16 protein-coding genes are annotated in these 19,684 nt (G+C 35.1%); 5 read left to right on the forward strand and 11 right to left on the reverse strand.

The features are described from left to right. Window positions 1-197: 197 nt before the first annotated feature. From Dongsha4_RS12615 to Dongsha4_RS12625, 3 genes are all read right to left on the reverse strand, one after another. On the reverse strand, window positions 198-1,535 hold the full coding sequence (locus Dongsha4_RS12615) for a GTP-binding protein (RefSeq protein ID WP_330202723.1): 1,338 nt from the start codon (window positions 1,533-1,535) through the stop codon (window positions 198-200). Between the two features lie 176 nt (window positions 1,536-1,711). Further along, window positions 1,712-1,924, reverse strand: a complete 213-nt coding sequence (psb35, locus tag Dongsha4_RS12620) for a photosystem II assembly protein Psb35 (protein WP_330202724.1) — start codon at window positions 1,922-1,924, stop codon at window positions 1,712-1,714. A 185-nt stretch (window positions 1,925-2,109) separates the two neighbouring features. After that, window positions 2,110-3,111 (reverse strand): LysR family transcriptional regulator, encoded by a 1,002-nt coding sequence (locus Dongsha4_RS12625; RefSeq protein WP_015218700.1) that lies wholly within the window; start codon window positions 3,109-3,111, stop codon window positions 2,110-2,112. Between the two features lie 256 nt (window positions 3,112-3,367). Here Dongsha4_RS12625 and Dongsha4_RS12630 point away from each other — a divergent pair, with 256 nt between their 5' ends. The 3 genes from Dongsha4_RS12630 (at window position 3,368) to coaD (ending at window position 5,230) form a co-directional block, all read left to right on the forward strand. Continuing rightward, window positions 3,368-4,066: an NnrU family protein gene (locus tag Dongsha4_RS12630; RefSeq protein ID WP_330205435.1), complete on the forward strand. Its 699-nt coding sequence runs from the start codon at window positions 3,368-3,370 to the stop codon at window positions 4,064-4,066. Between the two features lie 157 nt (window positions 4,067-4,223). Then, window positions 4,224-4,562: a thioredoxin family protein gene (locus Dongsha4_RS12635; RefSeq protein ID WP_330202725.1), complete on the forward strand. Its 339-nt coding sequence runs from the start codon at window positions 4,224-4,226 to the stop codon at window positions 4,560-4,562. Window positions 4,563-4,753: 191 nt separating this feature from the next. Then, the gene (gene coaD / locus Dongsha4_RS12640; RefSeq protein WP_330202726.1) at window positions 4,754-5,230 is read left to right on the forward strand and encodes a pantetheine-phosphate adenylyltransferase; all 477 of its coding nucleotides are present in this window, start codon (window positions 4,754-4,756) and stop codon (window positions 5,228-5,230) included. Between the two features lie 221 nt (window positions 5,231-5,451). On the opposite strand, the gene Dongsha4_RS12645 is transcribed toward coaD, so the two are convergent. From Dongsha4_RS12645 to Dongsha4_RS12670, 6 genes are all read right to left on the reverse strand, one after another. After that, window positions 5,452-6,087, reverse strand: coding sequence for a ribonuclease D (locus Dongsha4_RS12645; RefSeq protein WP_330202727.1), 636 nt, complete (start codon window positions 6,085-6,087; stop codon window positions 5,452-5,454). 68 nt (window positions 6,088-6,155) lie between these two features. Next, window positions 6,156-6,464, reverse strand: coding sequence for a DUF6679 family protein (locus Dongsha4_RS12650; RefSeq protein ID WP_015218707.1), 309 nt, complete (start codon window positions 6,462-6,464; stop codon window positions 6,156-6,158). Window positions 6,465-6,658: 194 nt separating this feature from the next. Beyond that, entirely contained in the window at window positions 6,659-8,581 is a 1,923-nt protein-coding gene (dnaG, locus tag Dongsha4_RS12655) for a DNA primase (RefSeq protein ID WP_330202728.1), read from the reverse strand. Window positions 8,582-8,644: 63 nt separating this feature from the next. Beyond that, window positions 8,645-8,938 (reverse strand): nucleotidyltransferase family protein, encoded by a 294-nt coding sequence (locus tag Dongsha4_RS12660; RefSeq protein WP_330202729.1) that lies wholly within the window; start codon window positions 8,936-8,938, stop codon window positions 8,645-8,647. A gap of 135 nt (window positions 8,939-9,073) precedes the next feature. Further along, a complete protein-coding gene (gene ispE, locus Dongsha4_RS12665; protein WP_330202730.1) occupies window positions 9,074-10,018 on the reverse strand; it encodes a 4-(cytidine 5'-diphospho)-2-C-methyl-D-erythritol kinase in 945 nt (314 codons plus the stop codon). A gap of 183 nt (window positions 10,019-10,201) precedes the next feature. Further along, entirely contained in the window at window positions 10,202-11,902 is a 1,701-nt protein-coding gene (locus tag Dongsha4_RS12670; RefSeq protein ID WP_330202731.1) for an ATP-binding protein, read from the reverse strand. A 338-nt stretch (window positions 11,903-12,240) separates the two neighbouring features. Between Dongsha4_RS12670 and Dongsha4_RS12675 the strand changes: the two genes are divergently transcribed. Further along, the gene (locus tag Dongsha4_RS12675; protein ID WP_330202732.1) at window positions 12,241-13,566 is read left to right on the forward strand and encodes a HAMP domain-containing sensor histidine kinase; all 1,326 of its coding nucleotides are present in this window, start codon (window positions 12,241-12,243) and stop codon (window positions 13,564-13,566) included. Next, the gene (locus Dongsha4_RS12680) at window positions 13,563-15,224 is read left to right on the forward strand and encodes an AarF/ABC1/UbiB kinase family protein (protein ID WP_330202733.1); all 1,662 of its coding nucleotides are present in this window, start codon (window positions 13,563-13,565) and stop codon (window positions 15,222-15,224) included. The genes Dongsha4_RS12675 and Dongsha4_RS12680 overlap by 4 nt, the downstream gene beginning before the upstream one ends. 101 nt (window positions 15,225-15,325) lie before the next feature. Here Dongsha4_RS12680 and Dongsha4_RS12685 read toward each other — a convergent pair whose 3' ends face one another. Together Dongsha4_RS12685 and Dongsha4_RS12690 are read right to left on the reverse strand one after the other, a co-directional pair. Next, entirely contained in the window at window positions 15,326-16,789 is a 1,464-nt protein-coding gene (locus tag Dongsha4_RS12685; protein ID WP_330202734.1) for a glycoside hydrolase family 13 protein, read from the reverse strand. Between the two features lie 731 nt (window positions 16,790-17,520). After that, complete coding sequence (locus Dongsha4_RS12690) at window positions 17,521-19,638, reverse strand: TIGR00300 family protein (RefSeq protein WP_330202735.1); 2,118 nt, start codon at window positions 19,636-19,638, stop codon at window positions 17,521-17,523. Window positions 19,639-19,684 lie beyond the last annotated feature (46 nt).

Below are 19,684 nucleotides of genomic sequence, written 5' to 3' on the forward strand. Positions count from 1 at the left end.
AATCTTGATGATTGTGCTACTTATCAAGCAACTACTATAGCAACAAATCGATGGAGTTAAAAGGGCAAAGGGTGGTAAAGGGCAAGGGGCAAAGGTAAATAGTTGATAATTAATAACTTCTAACTCTTAACTCCTAACTCATTTCCCTAACTTCTGCAACCTGCAACCTGAAACTTGACACCTCATCCCCCAACTGCCTATCCTCTCAAACGGGATATAATCGCATCAGGGGGAGATTGAGCAATAATTTCTCCAATCACCGTATCTAAACCATAATTTCCCCATGTACATCCGTTCTCTAAATAAACTTGGGTACTCTTTCCTACTATATAAGAACCATAAGCTGCGATCGCACCTTGAGTCAAGGCAGTAGAGGCAATCATTGTAAAACCAGAAGGATTTTCCCATAAACTGCTAATAATTGCCCCAGTTTTAGCCCACCCCAACATCATCATAGAAGCCACCTCCCCCAACAAGAGACTACCGAGACTTTTAATGATAGTTTGCCATAACCTTCCTGCTTCATAACTGGTGATAGGTAAACCGTAAAGCCTAGCCAAAGCACGAATCATCATCAAATCAGAGACAAAACCTCCCATTAAATCCAGAAAAGCAATGGGATTTACTGCCACAATCAAAGCCTTATACTTGCCATAACGCCAAATAATCTCCTCCGCTTCCTTACCCCTCATCTCAATAGTTTTACGGGCAATATTTTTCTGGGCTACTTTTGCTTGAGTTAGAGAATTAAGTGCTAATAAAGCCTTACCCTCACGGTTAAGAATTTGTAAGATTTTTTCTTGTAAAGGTTGAATCATTGGTGCTGGATATTCCCATTCTTCGCCAACACTACCATCAGGCAATTCAATTCTTACGGGTAGGGGTTGCGGTTGGGCAGAAATTAACACGATTTCATCAGGGGTAAATAAAGGCTTATGGGTTTGATTGCTTAACTGTTGTAATTGTTGATAGATAGTATCTAAATCCGTTTCGGGAAATAAATCAATTTTATTAAAAACTAAAATTAAAGGTTTTAAAGCCTGTCTTAACTCCAATAAAGCCAAATATTCCGTGCGAGTAATATCCCCTGCAATCACAAATAAAATTAAATCCGCTTGGGCAGAAATTTCCCTTGCCATATTTGCCCTTGTTTCGCCGTCAATTTCATCTAACCCCGGAGTGTCGATTAACTCTATCTTTACTTTGCCACTGGGGGGATTCCATGAAACCGATTTAGGCCATTTGGTGACACCATTAATAGGCCCTGTATCTAAAACTTTTTCTCCCAGTAAAGCATTAATTACGGAAGATTTTCCCCGACTAACTAAACCAAAAGCGGCTATTTTAATGATTTGTTGCTCTAACTTTTCACTAGCTGCCCTCAACGCCCTTAAATCATCTCTTACCGCCCCCTGTAAGTCTGCATTTGGGGGATAATTCCAATGACGGCGTTGACTAGAATACCATGATACAGACTGTTGTAAGCTCGTACGGGCTAAGGAATATAAGGAAGTAACAACGGGTTTAGATGCCATGAGGAATTTACAATTTAGAGTTTGGAGTTTAAAGCTATAGTAACTAAACTTTGTTCGATATAAAATTTATAAAATTTTCGGTGGTGTAAGAAAAGGGCAATGAGTGAATAGTGAATAGTTGATAGGAAAAAAATTCTGACTCCAGACTCGGTGACTTCTAGTTATTACTCATTTTTTTATTCTTTATTTTCTTCATTTTCTTTGGTTTTGACTTCGGGAATAAAGTTTGGTTTTTCTGCATCTTCCCAACCAACAGGACGTTTTGAGCTATACCATGCGATCGAACCTATTACAACCGCCGCAATAAAACCCACCACATAAACAGCAACGAAATATACGGGAAATTCCCCTGCAACAGCTAAAAACTCTAAAGATAAGTGATTAATCATCTGATTTCCTCTCTTTTTTTGTAATGACGATTGTACCTAAAATTATTAAACTTTGGAAAAAAAAGGATGTGGAGGTTAAGAGTTAGGAAAGAGTTGTCAGGTTTCAGGTGTTTTTATTATTTATTATCAACTATAAACTATTGCCCATTGCCTCTTGCCTATTCCCTATTGCCTCGTCTTAATTACTAAATTATTCCTTTATCATTTTCTATGACTAAGTATTGCTTATTATTTTTGGAAAGTTTATCTAATTCCGACACATGATTTTCACTAGAAAACTGAGGTAATATTTCTTTGATAAAAGCCTCTGCCGCTTTAGAACGATAACGATTAGAATTAACAATGACAGATAGTGTTCTTTTTATCTCTACATCGTCAATATAGGCTCGGTGAATAATGCCCATTTTTAGCTCTTTCTCAATAGCAGTCACAGACACAAAAGAAGCCCCCAATCCCGATTGTACAGCGTTTTTAATAGCTTCGATCGAATTTAACTCCATTTCAATTTTCAAATCACTGGTATTAATCTCACAACGAGTTAAAACTTGATCTAAAACTTTACGAATAGTCGATTGAGAATCTAAGGTAATATAGTTGAGATTATATAAATCTTCTTTAGCAATGGTCTCTTGTTCCGCTAAAGGATGATTCGGAGGTATAATCAAGGCTAATTCATCTTCCGCATAAGGGATGATTTCTAAAACATCATGTAATTCTGTTGGCACTTCCCCACCAATGATAGCCAAGTCAACCTGCCCATTTGCCACTGCCCATGATGTGCGTCTGGTAGAGTGAACCTGTAGTTGAACAGAAACATAGGGATACTTTTGGTGAAATAAGCCTATCATACGAGGTAAAAGATATGTACCTGTAGTTTGAGAAGCCCCGACAATTAAAGTCCCACCCTGTAAATTTTGTAAGTCTTCGATCGCACGACAGGTTTCTTGACAAAGGGTAATAATTTTTTCACCATAGGCAAGAAGTAAATTACCTGCTTCTGTCAGTTGAGCTTTCCTTCCTCCCCTATCAAATAAGGGTACGGATAATTGTTTTTCTAAATTTTGGATTTGTAAACTAATAGCCGGTTGAGACACAAATAAGCTATCAGCCGCTCGTTTAAAGCTACCTTCATCAGCAATGGCTTTTAGAATCCGTAATTGGTCAAGAGAAAAAGGAATATCTGACATAAGTTGATTAAATTAGGTAATAGTGGCAATTATAGTCTTAATTCTGAGATGACTAATTTTCAATAAAAAGGGGGCTAATTTTAACTTTTCTTATTAATAAGATACCATTTACCAATAGAATAAGTATTAATTATATATCTATTCCCTAAGTATAAACTCTATGTTGCACTTTTTCTCAGAAAAGATGTTTTTTTTTGCGTATGAATCTATTTATCGATGTTTTTTTGCTCAATTCCACCTCAAACTGCCTTTATGGATGAACAATAGCCATTTTATCATCATTGCCCTACTATTCACATTTGCGATCGCACATAGTGGGTTAGCCGCCTTGAGAATGTGGGCAGAGAAAAAAATAGGAGCTAGGCTATACAGAGTTTTTTTCGCCCTTGTTAGCATACCTTTAGCCACTGTATTGATTATTTATTTTTTCAATCATCGCTACGATGGTTTGGTATTATGGCAAGTACAAGATATTTCAGGAATTAAAGAAACAGTGTGGATTCTCTCTTTCATTTCTTTTATCTTCCTCTATCCCGCCACTTTTAACCTATTAGAAATAGCCGCCGTTGCCAAACCAGAAGTTCATCTCTACGAAACAGGTATTATCCGTATTTCCCGTCATCCGCAAATGGTAGGGCAGGTAATATGGTGTATTGCTCACACCATTTGGTTAGGTACTACTTTTACCCTCGTTACATCCTTCGGTTTAATTGCTCATCATCTGTTTGCTGTTTGGCATGGGGATTATCGCTTAACAAAACGTTACGGAGAAGCCTTTATAAAAGTTAAAGAAAGAACATCTATAATTCCCTTTCTCGCAATAATAGACGGCAGACAAAAGCTAGAAATAAAAGAATTTTTCCGCCCTGCCTATGTGGGAGTAACGGGCTTTGTTTTGCTATTTTGGTGGCTTCACCCTTGGTTAATGACAGCAACCAGTAGAATAAATCTTTAATTTAACTAGATGAAACCCTCTGTTTCCTGCAAAATATAGTAAAGGGATCAACTAGAGTGATAGTGATATTTATTTTTCAACCAACAATCAATTACTATCAACTCTTATCACTTTCATAATAAAATACAAACAATTGCAATAATAATTATATATACACATGATTTCTGTCAACCAAGATACTTTTAATCAACAAGTTTTAGAATCATCTCAAACTGTGTTAGTTAATTTTTGGGCGCCTTGGTGTGGTTTATGTATGATGCTTAATCCGATTTTGAGTCAGCTAGAATCTCAGTGGGAAGGAGAATTAAAAATTGCGAGTATCAATGCTGATGACAACTTACAATTAGCTAATACTCACCGTCTCAAAAATTTGCCTACACTTATTCTGTACAACAAAGGAAAGATAATTCATCGTTTTGAGGGCTTTCACAGTCGAGAGGATTTATATAGTACAGTTAATAATATTATGCTTAGTTTTGTTCCTGAGTCAGCTTGAAATCAAAAAATTCATCTGAATTCCCTCATTAGTCAATTAACAGAAAAGACTATTATTTTAACCTTTTCCCTATTCTTTTTGAGCAGATAAATTTATACTAGATTGTTGATATTTAAAATTTGTATAGGATTAATAATTTATTCTTAGTAAAAAAAATTTATTGGCTTAGTTTAATACTTTAATATTTGATAATGATAGCTATTTACCCCGGCAGTTTTGACCCTATAACCTTGGGACATTTAGACTTAATAAAAAGAAGTAGTATTTTATTTGAAAAAGTTATTGTTGCAGTCCTAAAAAATCCTAACAAAAAACCTTTATTTTCCATCGAAAAAAGAGTTCAACAAATCACACAATGTGTAAATAATATTCCTAATATAGAAGTTGATAGTTTTACTGGCTTAACGGTGGAATATGCCAAGAAAAAAAAGGCAGGAGTATTACTCAGGGGCTTAAGAGTTATGTCTGATTTTGAGCAAGAATTACAGATGGCACATATTAACAAAACTCTTGAAAATAGCCTAGAAACCGTTTTTTTAGCAACTAATACGGAACTTAGTTTTATTAGTAGTAGTGTAGTCAAAGAAATTGCTAAATTGGGGGGAGAAATAGAGCATTTAGTTCCCCCTACCATAGCAGAAGATCTAAGAATTTATTTGAGCAAATAAGATACTTTAAATAAGTAAATCTAGTGTCTCTTTAGAATGTGATTATGGTAAATTACTATAAAATAATTAGTACAAACTTTAACTGACAAAGTTTTGCTCAGATCGAAAGTACAATTGTTATAAATTAGCAATTTTAATTCAACTAAAACCTACCACCTGATGCCTGATACCTTTTTTTTACAGATAATTTGTCATATCCAAAGTAAGAGAGCCAATTCTATTTATGACTGATGTTCAAAAACATTGTTGTAATACATCAAATCTAAGTCAACAAAAAGAGAAATAGCTTCAAAGCATCTTTGAGTTAATGACCAACGGTCTTCTCTTTGTAACATTGTAATTAATTTATCTTTCACGGGGATAAGATAACGAACATCATTGGCGGCATAGCTCAATTGTTCGGGTGTTAGACTATTAACATTCCCCCAATCGGAACTTTGGGCTTTTTTGTCTAACTCAACCCCTTCTAATTCTTGTACTAGACTTTTTAAGCCGTGACTTTGAGTATAAGTACGGGCAATTTTACTGGCGATTTTAGTGCAGAAAATAGATTTTGTTTCTACTCCAAAAGTATTTTTAAATTGAGCTACATCGAAACGGGCATAGTGGAAAATTTTAGTGATGTCAGGATTTTCTAAGAGTTTCTGTAATAAAGGGGCTTCTGTTTGTCCTTTGGCAATGCGAATGGCTGTAACTAAACCACTGCGATCGCACACTTGTACTAAACAGAGGCGATCGCGCTGAGGGATTAAGCCCATAGTTTCTGTATCCATTGCCAAACAGTCAGATTCTGAATATTGACGGAAAATTTCGGGAGATAAATCCCCTTCACACACCTGAAATTGATTTAAAGACATTCTTAATTGTGATTAATACAACTAAATACTGGAAAAAATAAGGCTACACGAAACCGGTAAATTGAAAATTAGAGGTCTTGATCCTGATGACGAGGGTAAATTTGTTCTGCTTCAGGACACTCATCAGAAACTAATAAATCCGTATAGCCCCGAGGAACAGATGCTAGTTTACGACTAACTGCACCAATACTATCTAAACGGACAAATTCTTCCCACGAGCTATTTTCGTAATCTTCGTCCATTTCATAACGGATGGTCACGATGTCACCTTCTATGCCGATGATACGTGCATCTTCAATCCAACGTTGTTGATCCCGCAAGAAAATAGAGACATCACAACCTTCTTTGTAAATTTGATAGATCTTGCGGTCTAACATAGACTTCTCCTTAAATTACTAAAGTTGAAAATGGATTTTAGGATAATTGTAAGGCTAAAAATTGTCAAGGTGAATTCTTTTTGTAGATATATTTTGTTTAGATCCTTTCTATTGTAACTAATTTTAGCTGATAGGCAATAGTTTTTGATGAAGTGGGAGAGTAAATCGAACAATCATTGTTCTTGTTTCTAATATTAATCCTTTCTTAAAGACTTTAATCTTTCTAATTCATTAATTGCGTTTATTATTTCTTGTTGATAAAAATCCATTTTTTCATAATTATTTTCTTGACTAAATTCACTATACTTTTGTTGGCAATATTGTTTATATTTTTCTAAATTAATAGTTTCTAAAGATGCGATCGCAGCTTGGATATAATGGGAAGGATCAGATAATATAGGTTGTCTATTTTCTTGAATATGAAATAAAGGAATTAATAATTGATTAAATTCGCTATTATCAATAATAGTTTCTTGGAGAGTTAGTAATAAATAATTAGTATTTTTTTCCATAACTTGACTAACAGGTACTTCGTGAATTTTTTGCCATAAAAAACGATGGTGAGCCAAACTAAAAACTAAATCTTTTTCCTCTAATAAATCAAGAATTTGCTCTCGATAACTAGGGCAGTGAATATAAACTAACAGTAATAAAAACTCAGCCTCAGATGTTTGTTGATTTTGAAAAGATTTTCCTAAAGACTTATAATATTTTTTGCGATTAAATCCATTATTAAACTGTTTTAGAGATTGATGGAGACTTTGATATATCCTTTTAAACTCCTCACTATTTAGACCAATTAAATTACTTCTCTTACTACTTAAAATTTCCGCACAAGAAGATAAATAAACATCTCTAGTCGCCTGATTACTAATTTTATTTAATAGTCGAGATAAAGCACTGAAAACAATTTCATAATCATCACTTTTAGTTAAATTATAACCCTCAATTAATTGCTCAATTTGCCAATCTAACCATAAGGGAGCTTTGCTAATTAATTCCTGATATTTATTAATACTATTTTCATCAGATTTTAAAAACTCATCTGCATCTTTACCTTCAGGAATCGTTAAAATTTTTAACTTAATTTGTCCTGCATAAACTAAACTTTCTACTTCTTTTATTGCCCTTTCCGTCGCTTTAACTCCTGCTTTGTCTGCATCAAAATTAACAATGATTTCCTTGGATTGAGTATAGCGAGATAGTTGTTTAATATGCTTTTCTGTCAAAGCAGTACCCAACACCGCCACCACATTTTTAATTCCTGCTAGTTGTAAAGCAATAGCATCAAAATAACCCTCTACTACTATTACTTTATCTTGTTTGATAATTTCTGATTGGGCGTAATTAATCCCAAATAAAGTTTTACTTTTAGAAAATAAATCCGTTTCAGGAGAGTTTAAATATTTTGGCTCACTTCCATCTAAACTTCTCGCCCCAAAAGCGATGATTCTACCTTGATTATCTTGAATAGGAATAGTAAGACGATCTCGAAAATAGTCAATGTAACCATCTCCTTTTGATTTTTTTTTAATTAATCCTGCTTGTTCTACTAATAATAAGGGATAGTTTTTAATTTCCACTAAATAATTATATAAAGTATTCCAACCACTAGGAGCATATCCTAATTTATATTCCTCAATATTTTCTTTGCTTAAACCTCTTTGATTAAGTAAATAGTCTAAGGCAAATTTTCCTTCCTCTTGCTGTAAACTATGTTGATAAAAATAATTTGCTACCGCTAAAATTTCATATAATTGCTCTTGTAAAGAAATCTGTTTTTGAATCTCTTTTTGCTCCTCAGCCCCCAAAGTTTTAACAGGTATTTGATACCTTTGAGCCAAATTTAAAATAACATCCTTAAAAGACTGTTTACCAATTTCCATTAAGAATTTAATCGCCCCTCCTCCTGCCCCGCAACCGAAACAGTAATATAATTGCTTGGTAGGATTGACGGTAAAGCTAGGGGTTTTCTCCTCATGAAAAGGGCATAATCCTGTATATTGTCTGCCTCTTTTCTGAATCACCACATAATCAGAAACAATTTCCACTAAATCAACTCTTTCTTTCACCTCTGCGATGGTATCTGGATGTAAGCGAAAATTTCCTATTTCCATAAATATAATTAGTAATCGAAATTGATTGTAGCTTTGAAGGAAATCTAATACGGAATTCAATTATTATAAAGGTTTTGCTTCTCTTAAAACACGATCTCTAATTAAATGATTAATTCCATCTTCGGTAACAATATCTACTTTACACCCCAATAAATCTTGTAAATCCATTAATAACCCTCCCGGAAACCAAGATGTAACCTTATGTGGGTCATAGTCAATTAAAAAATCTATGTCACTATTTTCTTTCTCTTTACCCGTTGCCACTGAGCCGAAAACACGAACATTAAAAGCCCCATGCTTTGCGGCGATTGCTATTATTTCTGCTCGTTTCTCTTTTAATAAAGATGTCAAGGACATTTGATGGTTGATAAAACTCTTTGATGACTTTAGTTACACATCTGCCGGGGATACATTTTGAGTAAAATACAGGCAAGATGCCTGTTTCACGGAGAGGAGAGGGGAAATTCTGATCTTTATTTTAACTCATCACTCTTATTGATTAACCATGATACCATGAGGACAAACTTGGGTTAACCAACAATCTAGGTTGGGATCATTTATACTTTCTTTTACTTCTTCCATGATTGTTTCGGCTTCCTCTTTTTTGTCGCACAATGCAAATACTGTGGGTCCTGAACCAGACATCATCGATCCTAATACATTTTTGCTTTTAAATGCCTCTATAAGTTCATTTACGGCATTATATTCAGGTAAAACGACTTTTTCAAGGTCATTGTACAGTAAAGCTCCAATTTGCTTGTAATCGCTTTTACTTATAGCTTTGACTAAGTTACCGCTATGAATTTCGTGGGTGCGTTGTTTCACTTCTTGGGGATTGGAAATGTATTCATGGTTAAATTGTTCTCGATAAGTATTGTATGCCCATCCTGTGGAAACGCTGATGTTACTGAATTTTGCGAGGATTACCCACAAATTTTTTAAATCGGGTAATGGCTCAATTTGCTCTCCTCTACCAGTAGCGATCGCAGTTCCTCCTGAAATACAAAAGGGTACATCAGAACCTAATAAAGCCCCTAAATCTTTTAATTCTGGTTGAGTTAAGCCTAAATTCCACATGAGGTTAAGCCCTACTAAGACGGCGGCCGCATTACTTGAGCCTCCTGCCAATCCTGCCGCAACGGGGATATTTTTCTCGATGGTGATGTCTATTCCGCCATAGTTACGACTGAGGGTAGGATATTTTTCTTGTACTAAACGCACTGCTTTATAGGCTAAATTAGTATCATCTAAAGGCACTTGAGGATTTTGACAAAAGAGGCGAATTTCGTCAGTACCATTGGCTCTTAAGTGAATTATATCTCCTAAATTAACGCTTTGCATGATCATCACTAATTCATGATAACCGTCAGCGCGATCGCCTATAATTTCCAAATGGAGATTAATTTTAGCAGGGGCAAAAAGAGAATAGGATTGCATACAGTTTTAATCAAAAATAGAGAGTTAGAATAAGTGGCGTTGGTGAATTAAGCAATGATTTTTAGTTTAGATCGGGAATGGGGAATAGGCAATGGTAATAAATATTACTATTATTAAACTGTTTCACTTTCATTTGAAACTAATATAGTTTACTGTTGAGAGTTGTTCATAAGCAACATTGTCTTAAAAACCTAAGTCAGAAAGGGCGGATTTGGCTTCTTTAAATACTTCTTCATCACTCTTATTTTGCCAGTCATTATCCCCTATTTCCTCGTAAAAAGTACCATCATAGGGACGAGTACGCACAACTACAGGCATAGGCACAGCGTGACCTAATACTAAGGCTTGTTGTTTTGAATCTAATTTTGATAAAACTGATCTTAACCCACTAGCGCCTGATACACCCGTAAAAATAGCATCAATGTCTTTCTCATCGTTAAGTAAGCAAGTTATTCTAGTGCCTACCTGTGACATTACTTCGTTGTCAATCCCTGATGGGCGTTGATCCACAATTAGTAAGGTAACAAAATACTTACGCATTTCACGAGCGATTGTACCGAAGATGGTTTGATGAACTATTTTGGAATCGAGAAAACGGTGAGCTTCTTCTATGGTAATCACTAATTGACGGGGGCGATCGAGAACATTTTTTGACTGGAGGAATTTTTCCGCTTTTTTCACATATTCGGTATGGATACGACGGGTAATCATATTGGTGACGAGCATATAAGAAAGCATACTTCCTTGAGAGCCAAATTCTACTACTACGTTTTTACCGCCATCCAATAAAGAGAGAATTTCTTTGATATAGTTGTGGGGACAAGCCGACTTCATATATTTTAAATCTTCAAGGCGTTTTAATTTTCTTTGTAATGCCATGATTGAGCCTTGATGCCCTTGTTTTTCGTTGCAAAATACGGAAATATCTTCATTTGTCATGTTTATTAGCTGATAAATCCAATCTTTGCCAAATTCTGACGCTAAAATGTTGGCGTTGTCGAGACTTGCTTCTGATAAACCTAATTCTCTGGCAATAAGTCGTAAATCTTCAATCTCAATTTGACTATAACTTAAATACAATTCATGGGCATTGGTGACACCCCGCCGACGGGTTGATTCTGCATCGAGGGTATAGATTTCCACTCGGTTAGGGAAAAGTTGTTTTAAACCTTTGACGGTAACGGCTTGTTTCGCTTCGCTGACTGCTTCCCAACCATATTCTGAGTGCATATCAAACATCAAGTTAACGGCGGCTTCTTTGCGAATAACCCCAGAAATCAATAGGCGAGTGAGAAAGGATTTACCTGTGCCAGATTTTCCAAAAATACCGTTACTTCTTTCCACAAAACGAGATAAATCCATACAGACAGGCACATCCATATCTAAAGGTTGTCCGATGGAAAAGTTACATTTGTAGGGGTCATTTTCCCACCCAAAGACGCAACGGAAGTCTCTTTCTGTGGATTCATATACTTGACTGAAGTGGCTAGGGATGGTTTTGACAGGTAATAGTTGCAGGTTGGTTTCTATGCCTTCTAATTGAGGAATATTGTCATAGTTAACTAGCTCTTTTTCTGTGTCGGTGAGAGTTAACATTAACATGGGGGCAATTTCAATTGTGCCGTAGGTGTCGCTACCTGCTAAAATGTCCATCCAAAAGCTATCATTATGATCGGGCGGATGGGTAAAGATTCGAGGGTTAGATGTGCCTAATGAGACATCCGTTAATAAACAAAAAAAGCGCGATCGAGTCCCTTGTACTACTAAAAACTTACCTACCCGCATATCTTCCACGGAAACATCGGGATGGAGTCTCACTTCTAATCCTTCACTTAATGAACCTTGAATGACTGATCCTAATGCTTGTGGTTGATTATTGGTCATGTTTACATCAATCTTCAGATTAAAATAATACCATTGTACAAGTTATTTAGTATTATTTAAAGTAATATAGTTATTCTATTAGAATCATGTCCTTATGGACAAAATTTAGAAGTTGCAGAGTAAGTATTTTTCATAACCAGAAAATTTTTTGTTATTTGTATATTTACTACAAACTTATTTATGATTGCTATACACCAATTTTTTTAGGTGAAACTTAGATGGATAGTTAATGGTTATGGGATTAGTAGTCAACTTTGACCTATTGTCATTATTTACATCATTATTTCTGTCGTTATTAGTATAATTAACCCTAGCTGTGAATTTTATTTATTCTCAAAATGGATGGTATTTTTGAACCCGATATTGCAGAAACAGCAGAAATACTGAAATTCGATCGCATTTTAGTTCTGAAGTTTAAATATAGTCATGTATCTCTAAAAAATATAACAGAAATTGTAGGTTCAACTAAAGTAGAAGTTTTATATCAATATGATTCTTCACAGCAAAACAGTAAAGAAAAAAGCGAGTTTGTTTATACATTATCTGATTCACCTCTCACTGCTTATGCGTGGGAAAAAGCACCAGAAATTATTAAAATAAATAGTAAAAAACAATTAGAAAAATTAGATATTCTATTAGATAAAGAAAAAGTTTTTCCCCTAGATTTAATAAAGTCTTTATTGATAGTTCCCCTATTTAAAAAAAGAGTAAATAGTAATAATTCTAAGCCTTTAATTTTAGGTTTATATATCGTTCAAAACAAGAAAGAAAAACGCTGGAGTAGTACCGAAGTTGAATTGGCAAAATGGATGGCAAAACAAATCACCAATTCTATTGTTAGCGAACAGGCTTTCTTAAAAGTTCAATCTCTTGTGGAAGAAAGGACATCTCAGCTACAAGTTAGTTTAGAAGTTCAGGCGAAATTAGGTCAAAAGTTACGTAATTATGTAGAGGAATTAAGAAGAGTTAATAAAATAAAAGATGAATTTATTGCTAGTTTAAGTGATGCTTTAAAAACACCTTTAGCTAATATGAAAATGGGGATAAAAATGCTAAAGTTACTCAACAAAAATGAACAAAGTATCCGTTACTTAGATATATTAACTGATGAGTGTGAAAAGGAAATCAATTTAGTTAATAATTTACTAGCACTGCAAACTTTAGAAAGCAATAATGTTACTATTGAGCCACAGAAAATTTATCTTCAACCACTATTAGAAGAATTTTATAATTTTTTCTCTCAAGAATTGCATTATAAACAAATTAATTTAGTAATTGATAATTCTTTAGACTATATTTATACTGACTTAAATAGCCTGAATTTGATTTTACGAGAATTAATTAATAATGCCTGTAAATTTTCTCATGAAGATACAGATATTATCTTACGAATTTATGAGCAAAATTCTGATAATATTATCGAGGTGACAAACTGCGGATTTCCCATTTCCATCGCTGAAGAGAGTTTAATTTTTCAGCCTTTTTATCAGGGTAGTCGTGTGGAGAATGTCACCAATAGCGGTACAGGATTAGGACTAGCTTTGGTACAATCTTTAGTGCAGAATTTAAACGGAATTATTACTGTGGAAAGTAATCCTTCTAGTCAAACTGATCATTTTTTGAATACTTTTGTTATTACTTTTCCGAGTTTAGGGAAGGAATGAGACTTATTAATTATAATTTATCATGGGAACGAAATCGATATTCTCTATTTGCTCGTCAGTGGGATATTACGATTACTTTTTTACAATTTTCTTGTTTATTATTAATAGATTTTATCAGCAAAAACATTAGCAGTTCACAAAAGAAAAAAAGAGCAAGATGGTTAGTAAAAAAATTAATTAAGTTAGGTCCTACTTTTATTAAAATTGGTCAGGCTTTGTCCACTCGTACCGATCTAATTCCTTTAGAATATGTGGAAGAATTTAGTCAATTACAAGATCGTGTTCCTCCATTTTTATCAGAAGATGCGATCGCACTTATTGAGTTAGAATTAGGGGATAATATTGAGACTATTTTTGGAGAGTTTGAACGTGTACCCATTGCGGCGGCAAGTTTAGGGCAAGTTCACAGAGCCAAATTAAAAACGGGAGAGAAAGTAGTTGTTAAAGTTCAAAGAAGGGGATTAGAGCAACTATTTCAATTAGATTTTAAAGTTTTAAAAATTTTAATTGGCATTGGAAATCAGTTTATTCCTAGTTTTAGAAAATATGAGTTAAATCTTATTTATCAAGAGTTTTTTGAAATTTTATTTGCAGAAATAGATTACTTAAAAGAAGGAGAAAATGCCGATAGATTTCGTTTCAATTTTCAAAAAGAATCTAAAATAATTGTTCCCAGAGTTTACTGGCAATACACCACAAAGAAAATATTAACCCTAGAATATTTACCCGGTATTAAAATTAATGATAAAGAGGCTTTATTAGAAAAAGAAATCCCCATAAAACCCTTAATCGAGCTAGGAATTTGTACATACTTAAAACAACTATTAGAAGATGGTTTTTTTCAATCAGACCCCCATCCCGGTAATATGGCTGTAAATGATGAAGGTGCAATTATTTTTTATGATTTTGGGGCAATGGCAGAGGTGAAGGGATTAGCAAAAGAGCAGATGGTACAAACATTCTTTGCTATGTTACAAAAAGATACAGACCAAGTCTTAAATACTTTGATTTATATGGGTTTAATTGAACCAGTGGGAGATATGACAGCCGTAAAGCGTTTAATCAGTTTTTCCCTGACAAGATTTTTAGACAAACCCATTGATGTCAATGCTTTTAAAGAAATCAGTGCAGAAATCTATGTTATGTTTGAACAACAGCCCTTCCGTTTACCACCCCAATTAACATTTATTATCAAGGCTTTAACCACCTTAGACGGTATTGCTCGTACTTTAGACTCAAATTATAGTTTACTAGCGGCGAGTCAACCTTTTGTCAGGAATCTCACTCGCTCTGGTAATCCCACTAATATTCTATTACTGATTGCCAGAGAAGGAAAAAATATTATTCAAAAACAACTATTAAAACCGAGTCGCCTAGAAACCGCTTTTTCTAACTTTCAACAACGCTTAGAACAAGGAGAATTACAACTGCGTTCTCGTTCTTTGGAAGCAGAAAGAATCAACAAAAGTATTTACCTAGCTATCAAAACTCTAATTTATGCCTGTTTGAGTGGTTTTTCTCTGTTGGGAGGCATTTTACTCGCATCAACCTTGTATCATATTTGGGCTTTTATTCTATTTGGATTAACTGGGTTATTCAGTTTGTTTTTGATGCGATCGCTCTTTCGCTTAATGGTAGCAGAAAAGCTGTTAAAATAATTGAGGGCAATAGGCAATTAGTCATTAAACCTGCAACCTACAACCTGACACCTCTTTCCTAACTCCGAACCCTTATGGGATATTCTTAAATAGAATTGAGGTTATATAAATAAATTACCACTACGGGGCAGTAAATTAAATACAATATTTTCTTTTCCGTCTATTTGTTCATAAATAAAGGTACTATCTCCAAAGATTTTTTCATTAATTTTAATGGGGAAGTTACAAAGATTTAGTGTTAAATTTCGAGGTTGCGTATCAATGTTAATAATAACAATAACTGTTTCTTCGCCATATTTACGACTAAAAATATAAATATGTTCGTCTGCATATAAAGGTTGATAATTACCCCTTCTTAAAGCAATATATTTATGTCTTAATTGAATCAAATTTTTATGGTATTTAAGTAAATCTTGATTCCATGATTGTGGTGGTGGAAAAACACGACGTGAATCAGGGTCTAAGCCTCCCAATAATCCTACTTCATCTCCATAATAGATGCTCGGTGCACCGGGGAAGGTAAATAACAAGAGAGTGGCGATTTCAACGGTTTTAATATCTCCTCCAGCGATGGTTAATAGCCTAGCGGTGTCATGACTAGCAAGAAGATTGAGTTGGGTTAGAGTAATTTCCCAATCATAAAGATTAAGCAAATGGTGAATTCTTTGGGCGTATTTACGAGGATTTAAGGGAGGATAGGGATAATAAGGCGGAATATCAACGTGTTGACGTAAAATGCGATCGCCTCCTGCAAAAGCCAATGTAGCTTCTGTAAATTGATAATTCATTACCCCATCAAATTGAGTACCATCTAGCCATTTTTCGGCAGGTTTCCAGATTTCTCCAACGATATAGGCTTCTGGGTTAATTTTTTTCACTCTTTCTCTAAATTCTTGCCAAAAACCCTCTGCTTTAACTTGATCTGGTACATCTAAACGCCAACCATCAATGCCTTGATGTAACCAATATTCTCCCACTTGCATAATATATTCCCTAACTTGAGGATTATTATGATTAAATTGGGGTAAAGCACGATTGCCCACCCAACTGGCATAATTGGCAGGTAAAGAGCCATCATAGGCAGAAACAGGCCATTTCTCCACCTTAAACCAATCTAACCAAGCAGAAAAAGGACCATTTTCCAGAATATCATTAAAAAAGAAAAATCCTCTCCCCACATGATTGAAAACACCATCGAGGACAACTTTAATATTGCGTTGATGTGCCTGTTTTAAAAACTCTTGAAAAGCGTAATTACCCCCCAATAGGGGATCAACTTGATAATAATCATGGGTATGATAACGATGGTTACAGGTGGACTGGAAAATAGGGGTAAAGTAAATAGCGTTAATACCCAAATCTTGAATGTAATCTAGCTTGTCGATAATTCCCCAAAAATTTCCTCCTTTGTATCCTTGAGGAGTTGGTTGACTGTGCCATGATTCAGTATTATTCGCACGGATATGCCCATAGTGTGATTGAGGCGGTTTACCTATGGAAAAGCGATCGGGAAATATTTGATAAAAAACTGCATCTTTAACCCATTCAGGTGTTTTGATAACCATTACAATGATTTTTTTGTTGTGCAACTTCTAGTTAACCATACAATGAATTACCTGAATTTTGTCAAGTTTGAGATGTTTCTTAATCTTAAATATGTGAAATGTTCCTAACTTATAAAATTTTATGGTATAATATTTACTTAGGACAGGGAGAAGGGAAAAGGATAACAATGGGCTTAAGCCCATTGCCTTTTTAAGATAATATACCCCCATGCCAAGTCTATATAGCTTAGAGGTTTCCTACACATACACTGAAAGCAAAAAGGCTTACCAACCACAAACTTCATAATAAAGCCCAGTGCGTTGAAGTCGTTGAATTAAAATATTATTTTCGTTGCGGGGGAAAAGGACAAAGTTAAAACACTTAGCTAAGGGTAAGAGGCAAACCTCCCTTTATCTCTCCTAAATAGACAGGGCTGTTTCAAAGTAAGCTGTTTAAAATCTTGGGATATTAGGGGATTAGGGGGATTTTTGATTTGCAGATTTTAAGTAATAATAAAAAATATTGAAACAATCAATTAATCATTTTAAATTATCAAAATTCATCACTCACCACTCGTTACTCATTACTCTTTCTTAACCAAAAATTAAAAAATGAAACAGTCCTGCCCCGAAATAGGGAGGAAGACAAAAGTGTTTAATTAACAACTAACCCTGACACCCTAACACCTTAAGCCTTTACTTCCTCAAGCCTTTATCTAATTCTATTGCTTATTACTACTGATTAAGACTTATTAACTAGCAGAAGTCAGTTCATAACGATGAGTTAATTTATCTAATTGTTGTACTAATAAACTGAGGAATAAGCCGACATCAGTGACAATACCAACAGATTCAACAGAACCTCGATCGCTCAATTTGGTTACAACCGCAGGATTTATGTCCACACACACCATTTTTACGCCAGAAGGGGTCATATTACCAACACCAATCGAATGTAGCATAGTGGACAACATTAAAATCATGTCTGTTCCCTTGAGAAGACGAGCGTATTCTGCTTGGGCTTTAACCAAGTCCATATAAGTGTCAGGCAGGGGGCCATCATCACGAATTGAACCTGCTAAACAGAAGGGAACATTATTCTTCACGCATTCATACATAATCCCCTGAGAGATAATGCCTTGTTCTACTGCTTGAGCGATGCTACCAGCACGACGCACCATGTTAATGACTTTTAAATGATGACGATGGCCACCGCTTACGGGTACGCCTTTACGCATATCTACCCCTAAAGATGTTCCCATCATGGATTGTTCCATGTCATGAACTGCGATCGCATTTCCTCCTAATAAACATTGAATATAACCTTCACGAATTAAGCGAGAAAGATGACCTGAACCACCAGTATGGATAACTACAGGACCTGCGACAACGGCAACTTTGCCTCCTTGATCTCGTATATGGCGCATTTCCCAGGCGATTTGTTCTACCAATAATTCTACACGGCGTTCACTAGAAACACCACCGCTCATAAAACTAAACTCTTGGGTTTTATTTCTTTCTTCTCGAGATTGGGGCGATCGCACTGTGCGGATTCCTTCCACACCAACAACTACTTTTTCTCCCGCTTCTAAATCTCGTAATAGCTTACAAGTAGCGGTTATTCCTTCGTTTTCTTCAGAAACTACGATCGCTGCATCCATGCGTTGATTCGTTACTCGTTCCCAATAACCGTTAATACGTACTTCTGTAGGATAGATAGTAGTCACATAAAAATCATCAGGAGAAACCCCTGCTTTCACAACGGTTTCGAGATTAGCGTCCACCTGTTTATCGGGAGTAGAAACAGCCCCTAAGTCAATTAATTGACTGATAATGTCCTCCATCACATCATTGGAAGGTGCAGACACTCGGACTTCTGCATTAGATGGACTTTGTCTTTCCAAACCGAGGTTAAAATTAAGAACTTTGAAACTACCGCCATCTTTAACAATAATATCTAAAGCCCGATTCATCAAACCAGAATCGAGAAGATGTCCTTCCATTTTCAAGACTTTACTAACCACAGAAACATTAGCATGAACATCCTCTAAAATAGGTTCAGTTACCCTTAAAGTGAGACATTTCGCCGCTCCCCCTGCTTTCAAAAATTCTGTCAGAGGTGTTTGAATAACTTTAAAACCCTTTTCTATAATTCGGCTATTTAAGTCATCACTAATTTTATTCATAATGACGACATCGTTAATATTTACCGCATTACAGGCAAAATTAACCGCATCAGCTTCATCAATAGCAATACGTTTTTCTGCGGGTACACGCATCTCAATTAAACGATTAGAATAACTATCAAAGGCTTCGGGATAGTAGAGTAAATAACCGTCTTTCAAAGGACAGAAACAGGTATCAAGATGATAAAAACGATTATCAATCAACCGTAAAGATAAAACCTCTGTATCTAACCACTTAGCAATGTAAGGGTGAGAATCCAATTCTGAGCGAAAACCATAACCTGCCCATAACCAACGCCCTTCTCTATCAAATAAAGCATCTCCTGCTCCTTCAAAGGGTAAATCCTTGGGTAATTCATAAACAGTGAAACCATTTTCTTCAAACCATTGTTTAAAAAAAGGCTCTTCTCCTTGTCTTTCAGGATGATAAAAGCGACTTAAAACAACATTATCTCCCAAAACTAAACCCGCATTAGCGGTAAATACCATATCAGGGACACCTTTTTGAGGAGTTACTAAGTCCACAATGGCATATTCTTTAATAATGTGGTATAATTTTTGCCATTGCTCAACGGCACGGTCTTGACTAGATTTGTGTATGTTTCCTTCCATCCAAGGGTTGATCACATAGTCAACATCGTAGTGATCGGGGGAACACATCAAAATGCGGATACTGTCAGTCATAAATAATTTATCTGATAACTTACTATAAGGCTTAAACTAAGATTCG

The organism is Cyanobacterium sp. Dongsha4, assembly GCF_036345015.1.
Classification (GTDB): Bacteria; Cyanobacteriota; Cyanobacteriia; order Cyanobacteriales; family Cyanobacteriaceae; genus PCC-10605.